Below are 23,437 nucleotides of genomic sequence, written 5' to 3'. Positions count from 1 at the left end.
ATCGTTACGCCACAAGCTTTGTCGCAGCTATAAGCTCCGTGGAAAAGTTGTAGATATCGTCCAGTTTGCTAAGAGGGTGGCGCACTTCCTTTTTTTCCGCATCCAAAATTCCAAGGTATTTTTGGCTGCGATTGAAGTGGAGGCGACAAACGGGCTTGCGGTTGTTGTCATCCAGCAAAATGCCGAAATAGCTCTGTGTGTCCCTGTGACCAATTCGTTCTGGCTCGACGCTTGTTCGCACAATCGATTTCACAATGAAGAACCCTTCCATCTCCTCAGGGGTCGTTGCGATGCGAGCGGCTTCCTCATCTTGTGATGCTGGTGGCTTGTCGGTCGATTTCTCCGACTTCACAGCATCATCTGTAGCAAGTGGCTGAGCCACCAGAGTCTGTGGTGCAACTCCAGTAATAGCTGACTTCAATCGATCATTGACCAAATCGCCGGTGAACTGGGTGACTGCTTTAAGTAGCAGTGGCTGGAACTGTTCACGCACACGCGCAGTGATTGCTCCGTCATAGACACGGGCAGTAAAAAATCGAAGAAATTCTTCGCATGGGTCGCTGAACTGATTGGCCAATTCACGTTTGAGCTGACCGATATATTTCAGTTCGCCCGCTGCACTGATGATGGAGTCAACGTCAAATGCGGAGCGCGTGAGATTGCGAAGCTCTGGTGCCGCGTGCTCATCGATATCCAGTAGATCAAGCTCCAAAAATGGCTTTTCATCCATTTTGTTGGGGGCGTCCAGGTCTGTGAAAAACTTGTAGACCCGTCCATTCGTGAGGATAGAGATTCTTGCGGTCGTTACGTGAAAGTAGCGGAAAAGCTGGCTTGCATGGTTGACATTCAGTGGCTCACCGAGCTTTTTGCATTCGATCAGCATTTGGACTTGACCATCTTTGAAAATGGCATAGTCGATCTTTTCACCTTTCTTGGTACCTACATCGCAGATGAATTCTGGAACAACTTCGGAAGGATTGAAAACGTCATACCCCAATACGGATTGAATAAAAGGCATGACGAATGCCGTTTTTGTCGCTTCCTCTGTTGAGATGTTTTGGCCCTGCTGTCGGATTTTTGCGGCAAGGTTGTTAAGGCTTTCGTAGAACTCCACATTTCCTCCTTCAAGTTGTTTGTGAGGGCATCATATATAAGTGCTTACATGGGATTTTCCCAATTGCTTTTGGCGCTTGCATATTTCGAGTCTCAACATTTCAGCCGATACTGCTCATCCCGAGCAACCTTGCGCTCCCTCCGCACCCAATCCAGATCGTAATACTGGCTGCCAGCTCGCCCCATGCTGTCCAATGCTTTGACGCGTTCTTCCAGCGCATCGCAGACTTGTTTTTTGCCGGGCTCGGCAGGCTGGGCAGGGCGGTTTTGATAGACAACTGCAGGGGCTGCGGTATTGCGCTGGGTTTTGCGCCATTGGGATTCGGCATGGGCCACTTTCTGATCCCAGGGCAGGCCGGAGGGTACGGTTTCCGTGCGTTCCAGAAAGGCGTTGTGCTGGCCGCATGAATGGCTGCTCCAGAACAGCCCGCCGCCATGGCCTTTGCACAGATAAACGGTGCTGCTGGAGTGGCCGCTGTGCAGGGTGGTGGTTTTGTCTTCCACCACTTTGCTGCCTTTGCATGCCTCTTGAGAATAGGCATTACCGCAGCGATAAATGGGCTGCGCTATGGCCGGAGAGGTAGCGGTGGCTGACAGCATAAATGCTGCGGCAGTCAATGCAAGCAGAAAATGCATGCGGAGCATTATCTGTAAAAATTAGTTACCGAGATATTAACCCCGGCCCGCGGTGCGATGTTGGCTAACTGTAATAAAGCAAAGAAAAAGGCAGTGTAAAGAACTACATTGCCTTTGTGCGTTAGCAGGTGCTTTTTGGGGGAGGGCTAATCAAATTTCAACGACAGCCTGCGTTGGGCTGGCGTGCGCATGTGTCTATCTTGCAAAGCGCTTGATGCAACTGGTGACCACACCCCATATTTCCAGAGCCTGTCCTTCCTGCGGCACGGTGTCGGGGTAGGTGGGGGCGCCTGCCTTGAGCTTGCAGGTGTCGCCATCGCCCTCCAGCACTCTGATGACGAGTTCGCGCTCGACAACCGCCACGACGATGCTCCCATCACGAGCGCGCAACTCCCTGTCCACCACGACGATATCACCGTCATCGATGCCGTGTTCCTGCATGGACGGACCGGCCACACGCAGCACAAATGTGGCCTTGGAGTGCGTGACCAGCAGGTCTGTAATATCCAGCCGCTTGCCAGCGAAGTCATTGGCGGGCGAGCCTGCGCGCGCGCTGCAATCAGCCAGCGGCAAAGTAACCGGGGACGCGATCAGTTGGACGGGCATACCACTCATGAGACGATGACTGTTCATATGTACAGTGTAGCGGTTGATGAGGATCAGGTGTCATGAATCCACGTTGATGTCGCATGCTTTGTACTCGATCTTGCGTCCGGCTCTGTGCGGAGTCGGGGATCCATGTTGAGTTGCATCTGCTATGCCGAAGGCTGGCCGGCCCGCAGTGGCGACTGTGGCGGGCGGCCATTAAGTGGGCATTACATTAGCAGGCACTAGAAAATGACTAGCCGCATGAATTGCAGAGCATAACGGCATTATCGGAATGACTGCGCTACGCGGCGGCTAGAGCAGCCAAGTGAATATCCGCAGCCCCTTGAGTGCTGGCCGCATTCACATGGTCAAAGTAATCGTACCAGCCGCTGGCCTTGATGCCCGCCAGCAGGGCGTCACGAGCGGCCTGGTCAGGAAAGCGCCAAATACCAAGGAATGTATGCGCGGTTCCCTGGTCAATGTTGGAGTCCGTTTCTGCCAGAGAGAGAACTTCGACACCGAGGCTGGAGAGTTGATTCAATGCGAGTCCGATGCCGCCAAGAAAGTGTTGCCTTTGGTCGGCAGGCAGTGCGAGCCAAGCCGAATTGGGGGTGTAGAGCTCTACGAGGTAATGAGACATGGTTCCACTTTCACTTGAGATTGCGCAGTGCGCGTTGACATATACGATGTGTGGCGGCGGCTTGGGAGCTTTGAAGCCATTGGGCACAGATGTCACGTACCCAGGCTGGCTGGTCCTTGGCGGCATCATTGAGCCAATTGGCGACCGAGTCCTGCACGTAGACCGAAGGGTCGCTCTTCAGAGCTGAGAGCAAAGGCAGCGCTTGCTCGGGCGAGCATTTGAGCTGTGAGATATGTGTGCTCCACACCCCGCGGGGACGCAAAACCTCGCACGCGAATCGTCGGATACGGTCAGAAGGATCTTGTGTCCATGGCATCAGCTGAGCGATAGCCGTCGCTAGGTCTTGCACCAGGTGCGGCCGCATCGCCATCCAAGCCCATTCACGCACACCAAAATGGGCATCATCTGCCAGCGGGCGCATTGTGGCCAGCCGTACACCGAGATCTACATTAGGCTGCGCACCGATCATGAAACACGCCCAGCCTCGTGCCATATCTGCGTGGTGCGTTCGGCATTGTGCGATGCCCCCAGTACCCAAGTCCTCCAGCAAGACTGCGCCGATACGGGCCATGCGTTTGAGCACACCCAGCTGGCAGGCTTCATCGATCGTGTTCAGTGCGCGAGCCGTAAGTGCCGGAAAGAGTGTTCGTGCCAGTACGGCTTGGTCGACTGCCAGGCACTCAGCCAGCGTCGCGCATTGCAACTCCCCGCGCGATAGCGCATGCAGAACGTCCTGAGGAATGTCAACGGTGCGCGTCGCACCCTTGCGGACTTGATCCCTCATGATTCAACGTCCGATTCAGGGCCTCGTACTTTCTCCAGCAACGCTGCCAGCTGCTTTCGCTCATCTACAGACAGGTTGCCAAACAGGCCTGCAATCCACCGGCCATGCTGATTGATAACGGTACTGGCAAGTTGTTTTCCTTTTGAGGACAGTCGAATGCAAAGTGCGCGGCGGTCTTCGGCGTTGGCGTGACGTTCAATCAGACCCTCGCGCTCCAGTCCGTCTAAGAGGCCGGTCACCGTGGCGCGGGTCACGCCAGCCCGTTCGGACAGCGCGTTGGGTGCGAGTCCGTCAGGCGCCACATCGAGAAGGAACAACAGCACAAAGCGCCCCTCAGACAAACCATGAGGGGCCAGCAAAGCAGCGCAGTCGCGGTCGATGTTTGCAGCCATAGACAGCACTTGAAAACACAGCTGGATGCCATCCACATCGGTAAGTTTGCGTTTTTGCGCTTCTTCAATTAGCGCCTGGTACTTCTGTTCAAGCTTCATTAGTTAGCCAAAATATAATATGGTGGCTAATTATATGAGCGAGATCACTGCATGAATAGTGGGCCAAGCATCACTTCAACAGATGCCGGCTTGTCGATTGCAGACTTTGGCCTGGCTGAGCGCTGATTCAATGACCAGGCAGAGTAGGGTATTGAACCATCAGGGTCGTTCCGGGGCGGCGCTTGCCTGTCATCAACCGGCGCGGGCCGAGGCCCGCACTTTCATCCCGATCAGTTGGTGGCAAAGCAGTACATCAGCCCGGCGCTGCCGCTTTGCTGGAGCTGCTCAACGCTGCAGCCGCGCGTGCCGTGCGACGAGTTCCACGAGGCATTGGCCACAGGGTCGGGGTTGGTGCCTTGGTGGTCGTGGTGGCCCACGATGGCAGAGCCGCCGTCGCTCTTGGTCCAGTTGCCGCAGGTGGTGTCCTTGCCGGGCTCGGGCAAGGCCAGGGTGCCGTCAGGGCGCGAGCCGGTCAGGATGTCGTGGCGGTTGACCTCATCTCCAAAGCCCGAGACGACTTCGCCCTTTTCGGTCAGTGAGGTGTCCTTGCCGACCTTGGCATTGGCGCTGTGCAGGTCGGCCACGCTGGTGGCAATGACCACGCCCTTGGCGTTGCGCCACGGTCCGTTGCCGATGCGGTCGCGCGCATTGACGGCCGGTTGTCCGTTCAGTGCCGCATTGCTCAGGTAAGCGCGCCAGGTCTTGTTGCCTGCGCCCACGCTGGCGGCCAGCGACTGGCAGTAGCGGTCGGCCCCGGCCAGCCCGCCCAGGTCGCCGCCCTTGCCTGGGTTGGTGCTGGTAATGAAGAAGCTCATGGGGTTGCCGCCCGACGCCCCCATGGCGCCGCAACCCACGATCAGTGCGGCCGCCGCGAGGGCGGTGCTGGCAGAAAGAACCAAACGAGGGGACATGGCAGGCTCCTGAGCAATAGTGGAGCACGCAGGCTAACGCAAGGCTGTGTCAGCGGCAATATGGATGGGGCAGCGAGTTGGGCCAGGCGCAGCGGGCTGTCTGCAGATGAGGCAGTGGACTAGCACTGCTTCAATCAAATATCCAGAGATAAGCACCCGCAGCAGCACATGCCAAAGCCATCACCAAGAAGACCCAGTGCAAGCCCGGAATGCCTTCGGCCCCTGTGTACTTGTGAGAGCGAGAAGTCCCTTGCTCTCGTACCGACAAGGGGGCGGCGTTCACAGCTCTGCCTGACGCTGGGGGAACAGCCCAAACCCGATGATTCGCCGAATGGTGAAACTGAAATGCGTCGTAGGCCAAGTAGCCAAAAAACACGGCGAGCGCAAAGAGCCAGAATGGTGACATCCAAGGTCTCGGTTGTTACGGAGGGAGCCTGATTATTGGCTCGATTCTTAATAAATTTGGCAGAGGTCTGAAAAAGTGCCATTTTCCTTCGTTAATCAATTTCTCTTTGGGTTTGTGCGCTGCCGTTGCATTCGGCCAATAGCTGTCCTTTAGGGCTACCAGCTACACTCAGCAGCAATTATTTTTCCACCAGAATTTTCGAAGGTCAGACATGCGTCGTGAGGCTATGGTCTTTGGTGGGTTTATCTTGGTTCTTGGTGTGTTCGGGATTGTGAATGGAAGCGCCATTTTAATTCGCGGTGCGATCCATGTCGAAGGAACCAGCTGCAAGGCAATATGCGGGATCTTGCTCTTGCTTGCAGAGCTTTTTACCCCGGAGTTTGGGGCCGCCGCGGCGGGAGCAATCTACTTGCTATTAGGCTTCAGCTTGGCCTTGGCAGGTTACTTTTTGCTAAGAGGCCGGCAAAGGGGGCGGCCTTGAACGGCCGCGGTGAGTCAAGCAGAGCCGGCTCTGCCGGCAAAGACGATCGAATATCAATCTGGCACATGCCAAGAAAGTCTGTCCTATGCCCGAAAATAATGTGGTAGCTGGTGTCGTGGCAAGAGCCATTCGACCCAAAGACTTTGATCAGTGGCTCTCGCTCTGGGACGGCTACAACGCTTTCTACGGACGGGCCGGAGCTTCCGGACTGCCCCGAGAAATTACCGAGACAACCTGGGAACGTTTCTTCAATCCCATCGAGCCAGTGTTTGCGGTGGTGGCGGAACATGAAGGAGAGGTAGTTGGCCTGGCTCATTACCTGTTTCACCGCAGCACGACCAGGCTTGCCCCGGTCTGCTACCTGCAGGATCTTTTCACCGCCCCCACACGGCGCAAGCTCGGAATTGGCAAGGCCCTCATCAACAACGTCTACGAGCAAGCCACGCTGGCTGGTGCGAGCCGCGTCTACTGGCAAACGCAAGCAACCAATGAAGCCGGCCGCGCGCTCTACGACAAGTTGGCCAGACATAGCGGATTTATCGTTTACAGCCATGAGTTGTAGCCCGACACGCCATGCAGGTGCGATGAGGTGGCAGCTTGGGGGGGGCGGCTGTCGCAATAGTGCCAGAATCAGGCCATCAACACTTTGCCTTGTCAGGTGTCCAGAGCCAAACAGCGCGAGAGCCCAGTTCAAGCATCGGTTTAGAGCTGGATAGTGATGGAGTCATCTGATTTGCTGTCTCGGGTTCTCCGACAACCCATACCCTGTGCTTGGTTGTGCACAAAGCATGGTTTGCATCTTGCTTTCCCAGGAGTAAATGACTAGCGCTATTTGGAGAGAAATCTGCGGCATCCAGCAGTTCTTTCCTCCAGTTGTCTGACTTTGATGCTTGGGCTGCTTGCCAGTCATCGACGATCCAAGCGACCTGGTCCGTGTGCATGTAGAAACGCACGCCGTAGTAAAGTTGTCCGAGCATCATGATTCGATCGTCAGGTTGCACCGGTAACGCAGCCAGGCGGTCCCAACGAGCTTTTTGAGGAACACCTTTGATGCCGAAGCCGATGGCAAGCGCCGCGCAAAGAGCTGCTGAAACTCCCATGTTGATAGCGAGCTTAGACGTCAGCTGCGGTAAATGCAGCTCGCCGCCAGCGAAAGCTGTTTGCCACATGCGAGCGATCAGGTAGGCCAGAGGTGGGAGTGCCGGCAGCACATAGCCCACGATCTTGCTGCTGGGAATCGAAAAGAATGCCATCACAGCCAATAGCCAAACCACCATATATCGATCGAGGCTCATTTGTGCAGGGTGTGAGTCAGACTTGGGCATGAACTCTTGCAGAGTCCGCCACCGCCTGAACAGCATATAGATTCCAGTCAGAGTCCAAGGAAGACATGCCAGTGTGATCACTGCCAGATAGAACCACCATGATTGCGGGTTGTTGAAGCCCGTTTCGGTATAGCGCTGGAAATGCTGTGTGACAAAGAAATAATGAAAAAACTGCGGATGCTGCTTTTGCGCAAACCATACCCATGGCCCCGCAATCGCAAGTATGGCGAGCCATGCTGGAGGGTACAGGGGCAGTACCAATTGGTTCCAGCGACGCTCCCAGACAATCCACATACACCACACCAAGCCGGGCAAGACTAGGCCAGTGAGTCCTTTGGCTAGGAAGCCAAGACCGGCAAATACACCCGCCGCCATGATCCAGCTATGCCAGGATTTGCCAAATTGCAACTCTATCGTGGCAATGAATGCACATGTGGCGCAGGCACACATACAGCCGGCCAGTAGCATGTCCATATTGGCATACTGGGCAGCCAGAAAGGTAAATGGCATTGTGAGGAAGATGATCACCGTGGTTACGGTGGTCGATGTACTCGCATAGCGTCTGGCCAGAGCCAGTAGACTCATCGACGCCAGCCATGCTCCCAGCATGGACGGCAGGCGCGCCACCCATGCGTGCACGCCGAACACCTCATAGCCTGTGGCTGCAAGCCAGTAGTACAGAGGCGGCTTGTGAAAGAAGGGAAGCCCGTTGAGATGAGGCGTCACCCAATTGCCGGTGCGCAGCATATCTAAGGCAATAACGGCATAGCGTCCCTCATCCGGGTTGCTCAATGGACGAATCCACGCAAGGGCCAAGAGCCACAGCGCCATTGCTAAACCGCAAAGGATTGTGTCGTCGATCTTGCGGCTGAAGGCCTTCACGCCCAGAGGGATGACGGTTTGCACGGGCTAGATCAGACCGCAGAGCGAAATAACAAAGGTTGCAGCGCATTTGCTTCTGGCTGCAACCTCAAACCTTTGCATCTTTACTAGCAGCATCACCGACTCCTTTGGCTAAACAGGTCGTGATGGGCTTGGACTTGGCAGCTCACCGCTGTTATTGCTGGCTGGAATCTAGGCTTCGCAACTTATCAATTTCTTAAGGCGCACGCGCTTAAGGTGCTTACTTGATATGTCAATCTGATACAGCGAGCCTCCACATATTTTTTGGTCGTCAATCAGTGAGCCTCAGCGATACAAAAAATCGTGTGCCCAAGGAGGGCGACAACGCATATGCCGTCATCAAAGCGTCGTCGGGAATGGTTGCTGTGGATTAAACAGTTCTTCTGTCTAGGCAAAGAGGCTCCTTTAGGAGCCTTTCTGATTCAGCCAGTTCAGATCAATTGGATGCGCTAAGTTAAAAACTTCTTTCGCAAGCAACGACCTCCAGAGCGGTGCAGAGGATAGCGCGGAGACGTTTGCGCAGACAGCCAACAGGCATCAGAAGCCGGACAAGGGATTGCTGCGCTTCTGAATTCCGGGTCGTTGAGGACCAATCAAGTGTAGAAGTTCCGATCTGATCTGACAGTTGCTCCCGTTTCGGACGGTACGGCTGTCAGATTAATTCAGCTCTTTTACCTTGTCGTCCCACACCTCCTTTGCATCCATCAGCGTTTGCATCGGCGTCCTGCCGCAGCACATCTTGCCCTGATGCGTGCGCTGGCTGTTGTAGTAATTGATCCAGTCGTCCAGATCCGTTTGCAGCTCGTCGATGGACCGGTAGATCTTGCGCCTGAACGTCACCTGGTAGAACTCCTGCAGGATGGTCTTGTGGAATCGCTCGCAGATGCCATTAGTCTGCGGGTGACGCACCTTGGTCTTGGTGTGTTCAATGTCATTGACGGCTAGGTACAGTTGGTAGTCATGCGTTTCGGCCTTGCCGCAATACTCCGTGCCCCTGTCGGTCAAGATTCGCAACAGCCCCATGCCTTGCTCGGCCAGGAACGGCAGCACCCGGTCATTGAGCAGATCAGCACCTGTGATCGGCGTTTTTGTGGTGTAGAGCTTGGCAGCGGCCCATTTGGAATAGGTGTCCACAAAGGTCTGCTGGTAGATGCGCCCGACTCCCTTGATCGAGCCCACATAGAAGGTGTCCTGGCTACCCAGATAACCGGGATGGGCGGTTTCGATTTCTCCGCAGGCCAGCTCATCTTCACGCTTTTTCTCCAAGGCTGTCACCTGGGCTTCGGTGAGCACAGCGCCAGTCTTGGCGACCTCGGCCTCCAGGTTTGACAGACGCTGTTTGAAGCTGGCCAGTTGATGGCGCATCCAGATGGATGCGTACACCGGATGGCGACGCAAAGATGCCCCGCTGGCGTAATTCATTGCTGGCACGCAACTGTCCATGCGCTGGCTGCTCCAGGGCATAGGTAATAACGGTCGCTTCGATGGCGTCATCAACCCGGTTCTTGAGATTGGGCTTGCGCCTTGAAGTCTGGATCTGGGCCTCGACGCCGCCTTCTTCGTGGGCATGCTGATAGCGGTAGAAAGTGTCACGGGAGACGCCCATGACTTTGCACGCCTTGGAGATGTTGCCCAGCTCGCTGGCCAGGTTGAGCAGGCCGACCTTGTGCCGGATGATGGTTTGGTTGAAACTATTCATGAGGTTTCTCCGTTGGGCGCTTGCGCGCCCGGATTGATAAAGATTCGTACCCTTATCAAAACGGGAAACCTCACCTGTTGGCAAGGCACACTGTCAGATCAAGTCTGAACTTCTACAAATCAAGTCAGGTGGTCTTCCACAATCAACCAGCCCATGCTCCCAACCCCATCATTGATGATGTCCAGGTGGTTGCTGCCCTCGTACACACGAATTTTCTGACCAACAAAGGCTTTGGGTGCAAGGCGCTCAATATTGGACAGGGCGAGCCTTATTTGCTCGCCAAGCTCAGAAAGTGACTTTTGAGAGTAGTCAATGTCCATAGCCTCGGCCAGCAGTCCATAGACAACTCTCTTTTTTCCCTCTTCGGGGAAAGAGAGCACCTTTGTATGCAAGAGCTCTGCATCCGAAAATTTGCGACCAGTGAGCTTTTCAAAAACTTCAATGCTTGGCAAAGTTCCCTCCTGGCGCTGTGTGACTCAATGTAACCAGCATAGTCGAGCACATTGAAGAGATGCAAGCACCAAGAGCGCGTAGTTACGCCTACTTCACTAATGAATTCAGGACTGCAAATGACCCAGACCACCTTCTGGGCATGGTTTGTCAATCGCCCTCAGGTGCCTGTTCCTGCCCGTGAAAGGCTTCCCATGCAGCTGCTTCCAGTTCACCGCAATCAGAGATGAGGTTGCCGCTCTCATCATGAAGCGTATACGTTTGTTGCTCACCTCCAATGCTCGCGGCGCCATCAAGTCCCAGCAGCAAGGTATACATGGTGTCTCTCAGCACCGAATCCAGAATCGCTCGAAGTTGCTCGTGCTGCTTGGGCGTGAGCTCTAGAGCTTCGATCCTCGCTGCGACCTCCGACTCCTCATGAGCATTCATGAAAGACAAAAGAAGTTCTGATTTGAGCTTGACCCAGTTTTCAACAAATTGTTTGGCGTTCATCGTCACATACCAGGTTGCAATGAGCAAAGGACCGCTATTGTCCGATTGAATCCGCCACCCGTTGCAGTCATCGGCAGCGTCCAGGAGACTGAAGAAAAATGACCGCAAAAGTCGCGACTTATGGCAACTCACTGCTCGCCAGCATTCGGTTTGCAGCTGTTCATCACAGCAAGCCTGAGCCAGGCCAACGCGGGATCATTGTGCTTTCGCGCATGCCAAGCCTGTTGATATGCCATTTTCGGTAATTGCAATTGGCGTGGAGGCGCAAACTGCCGCAGATTCTTGAATGAGCGCAACGGGCCTACAGCACGACGGGCAATCGTCAGAACCAGATCGGTACCTGGCAGCAATTCAACCGCAGCGCTCCAGTGTGGCAAGGCCACCGCAATCCTCCTTTTAAGTCCCTTGGCTGCGAGTGCGCGCTCGATCTCGTCGTTCGCATCCGGCCTCAATGCCAGCATGACATGAGGGCTCGTCAGCCATTCCTCTAGCGACAGTCCTCCTTTTTCCGGACTGACGGCCTTGTCTGCGAGACAGATGAAATCCTCTTCGAACAGTGTTTCGACCTGGATGTCTTGTGCAAGATCGGGAAAGATCCCCAGAGCCAGATCCAATTCACCATCGGCTAGCTGTACCAGCATGGCATCCCGGCTGGCCTGACTGATGGCGAAGTCAAAGCCGGGCGCATGTTTGCGGACATATCGCATCAGGTCCGGAAGTACCAGACGAGCCGCATAGTCGGACAGTGACAGCCTGAATCGTCGCTGTGCCTGCAGTGGATCGAACTGAGGCGTTCCCAGCAGAGTATTGAGGCTGCCCAAAGCCTCCGAGAGCGGTTGCAGCAGCGCATTGCCTCGGGCCGTCAGCTCCAGCTTTCCCTGCTTGCGCACCAGCAATGGGTCATTGAAATGCTCGCGCAACTGAGCTAGCGAATGACTCACTGCCGGTTGGCTCTTGTGCAGGCGCATGGCAGCCCTGGTCACGTGCTTCTCAGTCAGCAACGCGTGAAGTGCCAGCAGCAGATTGAGGTCGATACGGCGCAAATCATCCATGCGAAGAATAGTACACGTGCATATAAACGATTTCCATAATTAATCCGTATGCGAGACCATTCAAACATTGCTTGTAAAGGTTTGAAGGAGTAGCAGATATGAACAGCAAGATGGCATTGATGACGGTCGCCTCACTGGGCATGGCCTTGCTGGCAGGGGCCATCCTGCCTTTTCAGGCCGCTGCAAATGCCAACGTAGGCCGTGCTCTTGGTCACCCTTTCTGGGGGGCCACCACATCGCTGGTGATCAGCCTGGCCGTGATGGTGCCCATGCTGATTCTGGTCAAAGCCCCCATGCCGAACTTCAGCAATGCGTTTCACGGTCCCTGGTGGTTCTGGATCGGCGGTGTCCTGGGGGCTGTTTACGTCGCCAGTGCTGCAGCCCTGATACCCAAACTGGGTGCCGGCGGATTCCTGGTTGCCGTGGTCGCAGGACAGATGGTCGTGGCTGTATTGATCGATCACTTCGGTGTCATGGGGCTGGAGCCCAAGCCCATCAACGTCATGCGTGTGCTGGGCGTTCTCCTGATTCTTGGCGGGGTGTTTTTGATCCAGGGAGCAGGAGCAGCCAGACCTGCCGTCACAGCGATCCCCGTCGCCTCCAGCGTGGGCTTGGCTTGAGCACAAAAATAGTGATTGACCCACTGGCGCGGCGCCAGTGCGCTAAGCACTGCTCGAAAGGAAATGGAAATCAGCGCCTCACGCCGAAATGCTCAATGCGAGCCCTTGGTTGGACATTGACGGCCCCGTGCCATAGCTGCCTGACAAGATCAAGCAAACACATGCCTTCCTATCAAAAAAATGTCCCTGACGCTCGCCGAACGTCTGGGGTTTCATCACACCAGGTGCCTACGATTAGGAGTGTGCATGCCTGGAGCAGGAGATCGCCATGAGCAAATTCAGTATTCAGCACATTGATCACATCGTGTTGCGCGTCACCGACCTGGAGCGCAGCATCCGCTTCTACCAAGCGGTCCTGGGCTGTACCTTGGTGAAGCGTCGCGAGGATTTGGGTATGGTTCACCTGCGAGCTGGTGCATCCATGATTGATCTGGTGGATGTTGAGGGCCCGTTAGGCCGTGCGGGCGGAGCTGCGGCCTCAAGCGAGCGCAGAAACGTCGATCATTTTTGCCTGCGTATCGAGCCTTTTGATGAGCAAGCCATACTCACCCATTTGGCGAGCCATGGTCTCGAGGCGGATGGGGCGGTGCGACGCTTTGGCGCTGATGGCATGGGCCCGTCCATTTACTGCAAAGACCCGGACGGCAATCAGCTTGAACTTAAAGGGCCTGCGAGCGCCGATTGACAACTCAGGCGGCAGTCCGAACTCCCTGAGTGCTCGCTATGCCCGATTGGGTTGCTCGAAAGACAGCCTCTGGTTGTGGATTGAAGCGATTGTGGCTGTCGTTGTCCGGCCCGCAAGAGGCGCTTCCCATAGCCACCAGGTGGCATCGTCACTGTCCCTGCCACCTCAGGACGGGTTCGTTTGACCTTTAAACTAGCCGCATGAATCGACGTAGTCTGCTCTTATCCGCCCTGGCCGCAGGGTTTGCTCAAGTGACGGCGGCAGGCCCCCAGCCTCAAGAAATGACCGAGTGGTCTCGGTTCTTCACAGAAGCCGATGCGCAAGGCAGCATCGTTGTTCTCGATGCACGCGATAGCTCTGAAATTACTCGCGTCTACAACGTGTCGCGTTCCGGCCGGCGTTACTCGCCAGCCTCTACCTTCAAGATTCCGCACAGCCTGTTTGCGCTTGATGCAGGGTTGCTGCGCGACGAGTTTCAGCTCATTCAATGGGATGGTGTGAAACGACCTGTGGAGGCCTGGAACGTGGACCAGAATCTGCGCTCCGCGATGAGGAACTCCACCGTCTGGGTGTATGAGCGCTTCGCCAAGGAACTCGGTGATGCAGGCGAGACCGCCTATATGCGAAAGATTGGGTATGGCAATGCGGTCGCCACTGGCGACAAGCCATTCTGGGTTGAGGGCGACCTCGCCATCTCATCCTTCGAGCAGATTGCTTTCTTGCAACGGCTTTACCGCAATCAATTGCCTTTCCAGGTCGAGCACCAGCGGCTTGTGAAGGACGTGATGGTCAATGAAGCAGGGCCTGACTGGATACTGCGTGCAAAAACGGGCTGGACCGGAAAAATCGGCTGGTGGGTGGGCTGGGTAGAGTGGCCCAGCGGCCCCGTCTTCTTCGCCTTGAACATAGACACTCCCAACAGACTTGCCGACCTTGCCAAACGGCAAAGCATCACACGCAATGTTCTGCGCTCCATTAAAGCGCTACCCACTTCAGCATAGATCTGAACCGGGAGCAGAAGCCGACAGAGCCATGTCTTGAAGAGCTCTTGCGGCCGGTTTCTGCCCCCGTTTGCATGTTCCATGGGGACGCTTGAGATGTGAGCCGACATGGATAGTCAGGCGACAATCTCTCCGTTGCGGATCGCCACGCGAATGGCCTGCGCCGTCGTGGCAACGCCCAGGCGCTTGCGGATGCGGCGCAGGTGGTTTTCCACAGTGCGTTCGGATAGACCGAGGGTTGCGGCAATCTCCGTCTGCCGCCGGCCGGCGGCCGTCCATACGAGCACCTCACGTTCGCGATCGGATAGGGGGCCGAGCTCCTCTTGCGCGGGCAGTTCCAGCAGCCTGCGCGCCGTGCGGAATGCGGTTTGGGCGATCAGCTCCAGCGCCAGCCGGGCCTGTGGCGAGGCATCGATGCGCTCGCCGCCCAGGCTCATCGCGCCTTCCAGCCCCAGGAGGCCGAATACAGGCACTTGCAGACCGTGGATACCCGGGCCCTGCGGCGCGCGGACGACGCTGTAACGCTCGCCCTGAGCGCCGTTCGTCTTGCTCCAGAAAAAGGGCTGGTTCGTTTCCAGGATATGGTGCGTCACCGGGCAGTGCCGCACGTAGTTTTCAGCATCGACAGGCGCGCCCGTGCCGAACCAGTCGCCTTCGATCCAGTAGATGCGCTCCACCGCATCGTCCCGAGCGCTGGAAGCCGAGAACAGCACAAAACGGTCGTACCCCAGCGGCGCGCCGACCGCACGCACCGTATCCTGGATTGCGGCGAGGCTGCGGGCGCCCTCGATGGCGAGGGCTCCGTTGAATGCCGCCTGCACTATTGCGGTGCTCATCTCAGGCCGTGACTTCCTTGAGCAAGGTTTCGGCCGCGAGCTTGCCAAGCGCATTGCCAGCCAGAGGGCTGTCTCCGGTGATCAGCTGGCGGTCCCGGTGCACGGCACCCGAGATGCCGTCGTTGACGATCTGGAAGCCCAGGGCCTTGAGCCTTTCGCCGAACTTCCAGGTCAGGTGACCCGGCATGTAGCCGATGGCCGGGGTCTGCGCATCAAGTGCATCGGGGAAGGCGCAGATCTTGTAGCCTCGGTAGATGTCGCTGTCACCAACCGCGAGGAAGGCCGCAGGTCCATGGCACAGGGAGATGACGAATCGGTTGTTGGCCGCAGCCCATTCCAGCACCGCACCTACGTCACGGCTGTCGGGGATGCCGATCAGCGCGCCATGCCCACCGGGTACGAAGATGGCGGCATACTGCTCCAGCCCTTGCTCAAGCACCGTCGACAGGCGCAGCGGCTCCTTGAATTGCGAGTGGTACTTGTTGAAGAAGCCCTTGACCGTCTCGTCTTCGGAAGGCATTGCCCAGAACTCGAACTTGACGGGATTTCCCGACACCGTTGCCACATCGAACGCGAAGCCCGCCCTGTCAAGGTGGTACATGGGCAGCAGTGTCTCGACCGGGTGGTTGCCGGTTGAGAAGAAGCTGCCGTTATCGGTCAGCAGGTAGCGCTCGTCTGCGCCGATCATCAGGATCTTCTTGCTGCCTTGGTAGGTTTTCGCGTAGTCGGCCCCGCTCAGGTCGGACTTGGGCGACGTGAACTGGCTGAGCGAGTAGGAGGAGGGAAAGAACGCATTGAGTTCGGCCGGATCGGGTTGCGGTTGCTTGTCGGAAGTCGATGATTCAGCCATGGGGCACCTCTGGGGTAGTTTGCGGAGTGCACAACAATGCGGCGGCAAGAAACATGTGGCAATGAGGGATTTCCGTCAATGAGAGTCGGGCGAAGCCGGAATTTTGCCCCCGGCCTGTTTCAGGCTTGCACAGTGCCAAAGTCGGGAGCAGAAGCCTGGCGTCGCTCCGGCAATTCGCGTGTCTCAACGGTTGAATCACTTGCTGAATCACTTTGGGCCGACTGCATTTGCGATGCGCGCCTAGCCTGTTTGTCCGCATACATGCACCGATCAGCCTCCTTGAGCACAGCCTGCGAAGAGCTGGCGGATGGATCGGCACTCACAATGCCAAAGCTCGCTCCTGGATAGTCGAAGCTGCACTCGGCAAATCTATAGGTTCCGATCAGCAGCGGTGCCAATCGACTGCGCATGGCTTCAAGAGCCTTGTCCTGATCCATGGGGTCAGGCGGAGCAATCAGTCCGATGACGACGAATTCATCACCACCTAGCCGCCCCAGCATGTCGCTCTTGCGCAGACCCGCAGACATGCGCCGGCCGACTTCGACAAGGAATTGGTCACCGACCACATGTCCGTAGGTATCGTTGATCGCCTTGAACCCATCCAGATCGATGAAGGCCACCAGGACCCATTGCTGCGTGCGGCCTGCCAAAGCGAATAGCCGATCCAGTTGAGCCATCACATTGCGCCGGTTCGGCAGATTGGTCAGTGCATCATGGTTCGCCGCATGCCGCTCGTCCTGCCGCCGCACCACCACTTGTCCGATCACGTGGCTGCAGAGCAGGATGAAAAGCAGGCCGATCGCCGCAACCAGCCCTGCGATCCAATAGTGCTGTCGACGCATGGCAGGCAGGTGATCCAGGGCTGCCATCGTGATCAGCTGGTACTGTGTTTTGGATAGCGGCTCACGCCGCAGCAGATAGGGTTTTCCATCGATGAGCCACTGATCAGCATGACCAGAGCTGGCCATGGCCTGCACATCCAGAGCTATTCCTGGATCTTCTCCATTGTCTGGCGAAGAGGGCGTGCTGGAAGACTGCGCAGTACCCGGCGAAAGAAGCCCTGCCGCATTGCGGAGCATGAATGGAGCGGACGAAGCGGTAGTCACTCTTTCCTGGCGATCCACGATCAGTGCAATGTGGTGTCCAGTCAGGTAGAGCGCTATTTCCGGGGCATCGAACTTCACCGTGACGGAGCCCAGAGGCATGTCGTCTTCGTTCTCAATGCGGCTGGCTACAAAATAGGACGGTGTCTTGTTCAGCCGGGCGATACCGAACGAATGGCCATTGCCGTCACGCAATGCATCAATCAGATAGGGACGGCCGGAGTAGATCATGCCCACGATGCTGTCAGGCTCGTCCCAGTTGCTGGCAGTCACTGTGTCGTCCGACATATTGTTCATGTAGATGCGGGCATAGCGAAGATCGCTGGAGAGTTCATGCATGAAGTTGCCGACTTTGCGCACCAACGGATCCTGCGTGAATTGTGCCGCGCGCTGCTGGCGCGTGAGCCTGGCCAGACTTGGCGGATCGTCGCGATACCGGGTGGCCAACTGGATCACCGAGCCCTGGCGCGCCACCATATTGGCCACACTCAACATTTCCGTGAACAGCCGATCCATGATGCGTGCGGTCGTCTCGGCTTCGTATTCGGCGCTGGCAGCCAGGCGATCCAGCTCTGCACCCACGACTCGCTTTGACATCCACCACCCCAGACCAGCCACCAAGGTCAGCCACGCAGCGGCCATGACTAGTGTGGCCATGCGCACGGTGGGGAGCATGGACTGTTTGTGCTGAGCATGCAGCGGTAGTGCCTTGTCCACGTACTCCCTCCAAGCTGTTTTGAACGCATGGTAACAAGTGCGTCTGGAGTGAAAAGTCAGGAAAGGTCATCGGTGAAGCAGGTGTCGCGGCCGTATGAGTCCTCTGCGGAAAAAAGCTGGAGCAGTCAATGGCTGAACCGGCCTGGATGCGACCGCATTGAGGGGGCTCCTGAATGGTGCACCGTCTTTCCCGGGCATCTATACCACCGCAGCGCTGAACGGTTCGGGCCTTCGTGCAAGCAGATGAGACAGCCTTTGAAGGCCCGTCTGCAAGCGTCCGCGGTCCTTGATGCTGCCCAACGAGATGCGAATGGCATTGACGGAGTTGTTGCCGGTGGCGAATGCCTCAGCCGGAGTGACTGCGATGCCCTCGCTGTCGGCTGCGCGCGCAAGCTGTGAGGAGCTCCAATACCCTGGCAACTCGAGCCATACATGCAGGCCGTCTCCAGTGCCGCTGTACCTCCCCGCAAGAATATCCCTGGCCATCCAGTGGCGCAGACGCGCCTCCTTGCGTACGCCTTCCATCAACGCAGCAGCCGAACCGTCGAGGATCCACTGTGTGGCCAGTGCGGCCGTCAGAGGAGCGACCATCAGCGCAAATGACCTGAGCGCGACCAGGAAACGTTCGCGTTCAAACTGGTCACGCATGAGCACGAAGGCGACACGCAAACCGGGGGTCAGGCATTTCGACAGGGTCGAGATGTAGCACACCTGTTCCGGGGCAAACGTGGCAATAGGTGGTGGCGGTGCATCGGCAAGCAGCCAGTAGGGGTCATCTTCAACGATGCGTACATTGCAGCGCTTCGCGATGCCGGCCAACTCCTTGCGCCGACGCTCCGGAATGGTGATGGCGGTCGGGTTCTGCAATGTGGGGTTGAGGTAGACCAGCCCAGGCTGGTGCCGATGGCAGGCCTGCTCCAGCATCTCGGGCACCATCCCGTGCTGGTCCGCTTCCACCGCCACGATGCACCGGCCAAACTGGGTTGCTGCAGTACGCAGGCCCGGATAACTTGCTGGCTCTGCCAATATCACATCGCCAGGCTTCGTCAGCGCCAGGATCAATGCGGCAATTGCCGCTTGCGCGCCCGGGCAGACAACAACCTGCGCTGAATCCAGGGATCCAAACATCGGCTCCAGCCATCTGGCTCCTGCCTTACGGTCGGAGTCGCTTCCTCCGCCCAGGTGGTAAGTCATCAGCAATGCGGTGTCTGCCCCCATCATCACCTGAGAAAGGCCTTGCTTCAGCAGATCGTCGAAGTCCACGCCAGCGGGCGGGGGGGGCGTGTTCATGCTCAGGTCGAGGACCGAGGTCAGTTCAACTTTCGGTGCCGCGACATAAGTACCTCGCGCGCCGCGGCCCTCAAGCAGATGGCGGCGTCTGGCTTCGTCGTATGCGCGCGTGACCGTCGTCAGGTCGAGGTTCAGCTGTGCTGCCAGCTGACGCTGCGGAGGCAGACGATCACCCGGCTTCAGGGATCCATCTGCCATTGCCGCCTGCAAGGCATCCGCAATCTGCAAGAAGCGCGGCCCGCCATGCACGGCCAATCGCGGCAGCCAAACTGGCAAACTGTCATCTTGTATGGTTTTCATACGCAGACATTTTGTCTCAATGTATGGAAATTGCTTTTAAGTAATATGCCTCAGAGCGTGTAGCGATCCCATTCTTGTATGGCAATCGCTGACGTTTTCGCCTCTCTCCTTCAGGAAGCGGTGTTCCTCACGGTAGACAGTGTCAAGTCATAGCTGGAAATTCTCAAAATGATCGATTGGGTCCCTGTAATCTTTGTTACGTTCAAGGTTCTCATCTTCGGCGCGTGCATGTTCTTCGCCATCAAGTGGCATTACGACCAAGGAAAGAAGGGAATGGACAGGCGCGCGCTGCTGCGCACGGGCAGCAAGGTGGCTGCCGCCTTCATGCTGGCGCTGCTGTGTGTGTTGCTGTTTACCTTCGGCCTTGCCAGGATGCTCGGTATGGACTTGAGCCTGCCATGACGGCAAAGGCTGGTCGGCCGATATCCAGCAATGCAATGAACCTTGCAATCATCGCTCGGCCATAACTTGTTGCCTTATCGAAGACGGCAATCTGCCTTGCGTGGCCTTTGCAGACTACCTTTGGCCCCAGGCATTCGGGAGACCACTTGCTTCGGATGACGAGGTCGCTCAGTACTCAACCGTCAGGCTGGTCCTGCTTTTCCGGGCCAGCTCGACAAAAGCCAATGCAGCGGGCGAGAGCTTGTCAAAGCTCAGCGCGGCCAACGCGATTTTCCGGCGACAACGGGGCTTTAACGGGCGGTAGACAACACCTGCCGGGGGCTCGGGCAGAGCCAGACGTGCGGCAATGGTGACTGCCTCGCCTTGCGCGACAAAGCCCATCATCGAGGTGAGCTGCTCAAACTTGAACAGAGTTCTGGGTGAAGCGCCCTGGCTGGCCAAAAAAGCATCGATATGGGGGCCTGAGCCTGCGCTGGTACGGATAAAGGGCTGTCCATGAAAGCTCATGGCAGCAATGGCCGATTGGGACGCAAGAGGGTGCGCAGCAGGCAGCACCGCCACCAGCTCGTCTTCGGCCAGGGTCAGGGTATCGAAGCGTTCGTCGGGCAAGACGACAAAGCCCAGTTCCACGCGCCGTTCTAGCAACCACTGAACGACTGTGCTATCTATGGCTTCCTCGATGTGCACCTCGACCAGGGGGTGCCTCTGCTGAGAGCGTGCCAGGAGCCTCGGCAGCAGACGCAGCGACGAGGTGGCACCAAAAGATGCAATGCGCAAGGTGCCCCGGGCAATGCCATGCTCCGCATCGGCTTCCTGCTGCAATGCCTCTTTTTGCTGAAGGATGTCATTGGCGCGGCTCAGTAGCCTGGCGCCCACTTCGGTCAGTATTGCTGCAGCCCCTTCGCGCTTGAAAAGCGTGACGCCGAGCTCTGTCTCCAACTGTTTGATGGCATGGCTGACGCCGCTCTGGGAAATACCCAGCACACCCGCTGCGCGCGAGAAGCTGCCGACCCGGGCGAGCGCAGCAAAGACTTCGAGTTGCGTGAATGTCATGAGCTTTTACTCATTCGACGATGAATGCTGATTATCAGATAGTAACGTCTCATGAATACATTGCGAACTTCCACTCATTTGGGATTGATTGGCATGGCTGCCCTGTGGGGTGCTTCCTGGCCCTGGGGACGCATCGTCGCGCAAGTCATGCCTCCACTGGCTGCGGCCAGCCTGCGCTTCTTCCTGGCTGGGCTCCTGCTGATGCTTTGGTTGTACCGCAGCGAGCGCATGGGTGCATTGCGTGTCCTGGGGCCTCGCCAATGGGCGGGCCTGGCCTGCGCTTCTGCCGTAGGTGTTCTGGGCTACTCCGTGTTCTTCTTGCTGGCACTCAAGACCGTGCCTGCGGGCAAGGCGGCCATGGTGGTGGCACTCAACCCGGTTCTGACCATGCTGTTCGCAGCGCTGCTGTTTCGTGAACGCGTGCACGCCATCATGTGCCTGGGCTTGGGGCTGGCCGTGACGGGCGCCCTGTATGCGCTGAGTGACGGCGCTTTGGGGGACCTGGTGTCTTCCTCGTCCGGGATGAGAGAGTGGCTGCTGCTTGGTTGCGCCGCATGTTGGGTTGCCTATACCCTGATAGGACGCATCGTTCTAACCCGCGTGGATGCGCTGACGACGACGACGGTGACCACGCTCATTGGCACTGCACTGCTTCTTATGGCCAGCATTGCTCTGGAGGGCCCGTCCGCCTGGACTGCCCTGGCAAAAGCCCCTGCCGTCGCCTGGTACAGCGTTGTGGCCCTGGCCCTGGGCGCTACGGCATTGGCTTACGCCTGGTACTTGAAGGGCGTCCAGGAGCTGGGTGCTGGCGCCGCAGCCGCGTATATGTCCCTGGTGCCGCTGTTTGGCATGCTGCTGTCCAGCTTCTGGCTCGGAGAGCCCATTACCAGCTCGCTGCTGGGCGGCGGCACCATGGCCATCTTTGGCATGTTGTTGATGAATATCGCGCGCATACGACTGGAGAGAGCCGCTCACTCGGCGGCTGCCTGATTCGGGTCAAGCGCTGCTGCTTTCGGCCAGAAGCAGATCTCGACTGATGTATTCAAAGGCAATAACACGTGAGAAACCATCATGCCTGGCTTTGAGAATTGGCTTGCTTTCGGCCTTGTTTCCCTTGGAGTGGTCCTCACTCCAGTACCGAACATGGTTTACTTGGTGAGTTCAACCCATCGTTGCAACACGTCCTATTCGGAGGTGTTGAATGAATGTGAAGATAAGGAAGGCGAGCGCGTCGCTGCGCGCAAAGTTGCGCTCCCCCGGACGACCACCGGTTCTGCATCGTGCAGCGCGATGGCCGTTTTGGCAGGCAATCGCACGTGGGCTCAGCAGTGAGGACGCGGCCGCTGTTGCAGGGGTGTCCATGGCTGTTGGAGCCCGGTGGTTCCGACAATCTGGCGGTATGCCGCCTTCCCATCTTGCACCGTCCGCTGCGCAGCCCACAGGCCGCTACTTGTCGTTTGCCGAGCGTGAGGAGATCGCGCTGGCGCGTGCCCGCGGCGACGGTGTCCGGGAGATCGCCCGTCAACTCGGGCGTGCTGCCTCGACGATCTCACGCGAGCTGCAGCGCAATGCGGCGACGCGTGGCGGCAATCTGGAGTACCGTTCGCATACAGCGCAATGGCATGCGGACCGTGCAGCGAGAAGGCCCAAGGAGGTCAAGCTGGTGAGCAACCACGCGCTACGCAAGTACGTTCAAGATCGGCTTGCCGGGAACATCGCGACGCCTGGCGGGCGAACGATTGCCGGGCCGCAGGTGCCTTGGAACGGTCGGCGGCAGGGGCGCCGGCAAGCGCGCAGATGGTCGCGCGCGTGGAGCCCTCAACAGATCTCCAATAGGCTACCAATCGACTTCCCCAAGGACACTTCGATGCGCATCAGCCACGAGGCAATCTATCAAGCGTTGTACGTGCAGGGCCGTGGAGCGCTGCAGCGTGAATTAACGGCGTGCCTGCGCACGGGCCGTGCTCTGCGCGTGCCCAGAGAGCGTGTCAGAGGCCGCGGGAAGTCGTTCGTCACGCCAGAGATCATGATCAGCGAGCGACCGGCCAGCGTTGAAGATCGCGCAGTACCAGGCCACTGGGAAGGTGACCTCATCCTTGGCCTGGATAGCTCGGCGATTGGCACGCTGGTTGAGAGGACGACGCGCTTCACGATGCTGCTGCACCTGCCGTCTATGCCTGGCCATCGTCAGCAGCCACGAGACAAGCACGGCCCCGCATTGGCTGGTCACGGTGCCGAGGCGGTGCGAGAGGCGATCACCAAAGCCATGAGTTCGCTGCCGAAGCAGTTGAAGAAGTCTCTGACTTGGGACCAGGGTGCGGAGATGGCCCAGCATGTGCAACTCTCGATGCACACTGGCCTGCAGGTCTACTTCTGCGACCCGCAGAGTCCTTGGCAAAGAGGCACCAACGAGAACACCAACGGGCTGCTACGCCAATACTTCCCAAAGGGCACGGACCTCAGCGCGCATCGAGCAACCGATCTGCAGGCAGTGGCGCTGGCCTTGAACACAAGACCGCGCAAGACGCTCGGATGGCAGACGCCCGCAGAGGCCTTCAATGAGTTGCTACGCTCGACAAACAGACGCAGTGTTGCGACGACTCGTTGAA

The 23,437-nt window shown here is 57.5% G+C and carries 23 protein-coding genes and 1 pseudogene; 7 read left to right on the top strand and 17 right to left on the bottom strand.

The window, feature by feature from the left end; all coding sequences use genetic code 11:
• Positions 1–4: 4 nt before the first annotated feature.
• The 7 genes from NOX35_RS14645 to NOX35_RS14615 form a co-directional block, all read right to left on the bottom strand.
• The gene (locus NOX35_RS14645) at positions 5–1,114 is read right to left on the bottom strand and encodes a type I restriction endonuclease (RefSeq protein ID WP_256493745.1); all 1,110 of its coding nucleotides are present in this window, start codon (positions 1,112–1,114) and stop codon (positions 5–7) included.
• 92 nt (positions 1,115–1,206) lie between these two features.
• On the bottom strand, positions 1,207–1,617 hold the full coding sequence (locus NOX35_RS14640; protein ID WP_256493743.1) for a hypothetical protein: 411 nt from the start codon (positions 1,615–1,617) through the stop codon (positions 1,207–1,209).
• 327 nt (positions 1,618–1,944) lie between these two features.
• Complete coding sequence (locus NOX35_RS14635; RefSeq protein ID WP_371878487.1) at positions 1,945–2,364, bottom strand: LexA family protein; 420 nt, start codon at positions 2,362–2,364, stop codon at positions 1,945–1,947.
• Positions 2,365–2,638: 274 nt separating this feature from the next.
• Positions 2,639–2,977 carry a DUF6616 family protein gene (locus NOX35_RS14630; protein WP_182283000.1) on the bottom strand — a complete coding sequence of 113 codons (339 nt, stop codon included), beginning with the start codon at positions 2,975–2,977 and terminating at the stop codon, positions 2,639–2,641.
• A 10-nt stretch (positions 2,978–2,987) separates the two neighbouring features.
• Complete coding sequence (locus NOX35_RS14625) at positions 2,988–3,761, bottom strand: DNA alkylation repair protein (protein ID WP_256493741.1); 774 nt, start codon at positions 3,759–3,761, stop codon at positions 2,988–2,990.
• The gene (locus NOX35_RS14620; protein WP_256493740.1) at positions 3,758–4,252 is read right to left on the bottom strand and encodes a MarR family winged helix-turn-helix transcriptional regulator; all 495 of its coding nucleotides are present in this window, start codon (positions 4,250–4,252) and stop codon (positions 3,758–3,760) included. The genes NOX35_RS14625 and NOX35_RS14620 overlap by 4 nt, the downstream gene beginning before the upstream one ends.
• 230 nt (positions 4,253–4,482) lie before the next feature.
• On the bottom strand, positions 4,483–5,163 hold the full coding sequence (locus NOX35_RS14615) for a hypothetical protein (protein ID WP_256493739.1): 681 nt from the start codon (positions 5,161–5,163) through the stop codon (positions 4,483–4,485).
• A 972-nt stretch (positions 5,164–6,135) separates the two neighbouring features.
• On the opposite strand from NOX35_RS14615, the gene NOX35_RS14610 reads away from it, so the two are divergent.
• Positions 6,136–6,612: a GNAT family N-acetyltransferase gene (locus NOX35_RS14610; RefSeq protein ID WP_256493738.1), complete on the top strand. Its 477-nt coding sequence runs from the start codon at positions 6,136–6,138 to the stop codon at positions 6,610–6,612.
• A 76-nt stretch (positions 6,613–6,688) separates the two neighbouring features.
• On the opposite strand, the gene NOX35_RS14605 is transcribed toward NOX35_RS14610, so the two are convergent.
• The 5 genes and pseudogenes from NOX35_RS14605 to NOX35_RS14585 form a co-directional block, all read right to left on the bottom strand.
• The gene (locus NOX35_RS14605) at positions 6,689–8,281 is read right to left on the bottom strand and encodes a glycosyltransferase family 39 protein (protein WP_256493737.1); all 1,593 of its coding nucleotides are present in this window, start codon (positions 8,279–8,281) and stop codon (positions 6,689–6,691) included.
• Between the two features lie 654 nt (positions 8,282–8,935).
• Positions 8,936–9,977: pseudogene (locus NOX35_RS14600) on the bottom strand (IS481 family transposase).
• 119 nt (positions 9,978–10,096) lie between these two features.
• The gene (locus NOX35_RS14595) at positions 10,097–10,429 is read right to left on the bottom strand and encodes a hypothetical protein (RefSeq protein ID WP_182282994.1); all 333 of its coding nucleotides are present in this window, start codon (positions 10,427–10,429) and stop codon (positions 10,097–10,099) included.
• 148 nt (positions 10,430–10,577) lie between these two features.
• Positions 10,578–10,919, bottom strand: a complete 342-nt coding sequence (locus tag NOX35_RS14590; protein WP_182282993.1) for a hypothetical protein — start codon at positions 10,917–10,919, stop codon at positions 10,578–10,580.
• A gap of 128 nt (positions 10,920–11,047) precedes the next feature.
• Positions 11,048–11,971, bottom strand: coding sequence for a LysR family transcriptional regulator (locus tag NOX35_RS14585; protein ID WP_256493735.1), 924 nt, complete (start codon positions 11,969–11,971; stop codon positions 11,048–11,050).
• Between the two features lie 98 nt (positions 11,972–12,069).
• Between NOX35_RS14585 and NOX35_RS14580 the strand changes: the two genes are divergently transcribed.
• From NOX35_RS14580 to blaOXA, 3 genes are all read left to right on the top strand, one after another.
• Positions 12,070–12,591 carry a DMT family transporter gene (locus NOX35_RS14580; RefSeq protein ID WP_256493734.1) on the top strand — a complete coding sequence of 174 codons (522 nt, stop codon included), beginning with the start codon at positions 12,070–12,072 and terminating at the stop codon, positions 12,589–12,591.
• 268 nt (positions 12,592–12,859) lie between these two features.
• Positions 12,860–13,276, top strand: coding sequence for a VOC family protein (locus tag NOX35_RS14575; RefSeq protein ID WP_182282991.1), 417 nt, complete (start codon positions 12,860–12,862; stop codon positions 13,274–13,276).
• Between the two features lie 200 nt (positions 13,277–13,476).
• Complete coding sequence (blaOXA, locus tag NOX35_RS14570; RefSeq protein ID WP_256493733.1) at positions 13,477–14,277, top strand: class D beta-lactamase; 801 nt, start codon at positions 13,477–13,479, stop codon at positions 14,275–14,277.
• Between the two features lie 116 nt (positions 14,278–14,393).
• Here blaOXA and NOX35_RS14565 read toward each other — a convergent pair whose 3' ends face one another.
• From NOX35_RS14565 to NOX35_RS14550, 4 genes are all read right to left on the bottom strand, one after another.
• Entirely contained in the window at positions 14,394–15,113 is a 720-nt protein-coding gene (locus NOX35_RS14565; RefSeq protein WP_256493732.1) for a PA1136 family autoinducer-binding transcriptional regulator, read from the bottom strand.
• A gap of 1 nt (position 15,114) precedes the next feature.
• Entirely contained in the window at positions 15,115–15,963 is an 849-nt protein-coding gene (gene hchA, locus NOX35_RS14560) for a glyoxalase III HchA (RefSeq protein WP_182282989.1), read from the bottom strand.
• A 119-nt stretch (positions 15,964–16,082) separates the two neighbouring features.
• Positions 16,083–17,741 (bottom strand): diguanylate cyclase, encoded by a 1,659-nt coding sequence (locus NOX35_RS14555; protein WP_256496929.1) that lies wholly within the window; start codon positions 17,739–17,741, stop codon positions 16,083–16,085.
• A gap of 240 nt (positions 17,742–17,981) precedes the next feature.
• Entirely contained in the window at positions 17,982–19,373 is a 1,392-nt protein-coding gene (locus tag NOX35_RS14550) for a PLP-dependent aminotransferase family protein (protein ID WP_256493731.1), read from the bottom strand.
• Between the two features lie 168 nt (positions 19,374–19,541).
• Here NOX35_RS14550 and NOX35_RS14545 point away from each other — a divergent pair, with 168 nt between their 5' ends.
• Entirely contained in the window at positions 19,542–19,775 is a 234-nt protein-coding gene (locus NOX35_RS14545) for a hypothetical protein (protein WP_182282987.1), read from the top strand.
• 168 nt (positions 19,776–19,943) lie between these two features.
• Here NOX35_RS14545 and NOX35_RS14540 read toward each other — a convergent pair whose 3' ends face one another.
• On the bottom strand, positions 19,944–20,828 hold the full coding sequence (locus NOX35_RS14540) for a LysR family transcriptional regulator (RefSeq protein WP_256493730.1): 885 nt from the start codon (positions 20,826–20,828) through the stop codon (positions 19,944–19,946).
• A 51-nt stretch (positions 20,829–20,879) separates the two neighbouring features.
• Here NOX35_RS14540 and NOX35_RS14535 point away from each other — a divergent pair, with 51 nt between their 5' ends.
• Positions 20,880–21,818 (top strand): DMT family transporter, encoded by a 939-nt coding sequence (locus tag NOX35_RS14535; RefSeq protein ID WP_256493729.1) that lies wholly within the window; start codon positions 20,880–20,882, stop codon positions 21,816–21,818.
• Between the two features lie 211 nt (positions 21,819–22,029).
• Entirely contained in the window at positions 22,030–23,436 is a 1,407-nt protein-coding gene (locus NOX35_RS14525; protein ID WP_232537945.1) for an IS30 family transposase, read from the top strand.
• Position 23,437 lies beyond the last annotated feature (1 nt).

Origin of the sequence: Comamonas sp. C11, assembly GCF_024496285.1 — a bacterium.
Classification (GTDB): Bacteria; Pseudomonadota; Gammaproteobacteria; order Burkholderiales; family Burkholderiaceae_C; genus Comamonas; species Comamonas testosteroni_F.
This window is presented reverse-complemented; position numbering and strand designations above follow the sequence as displayed.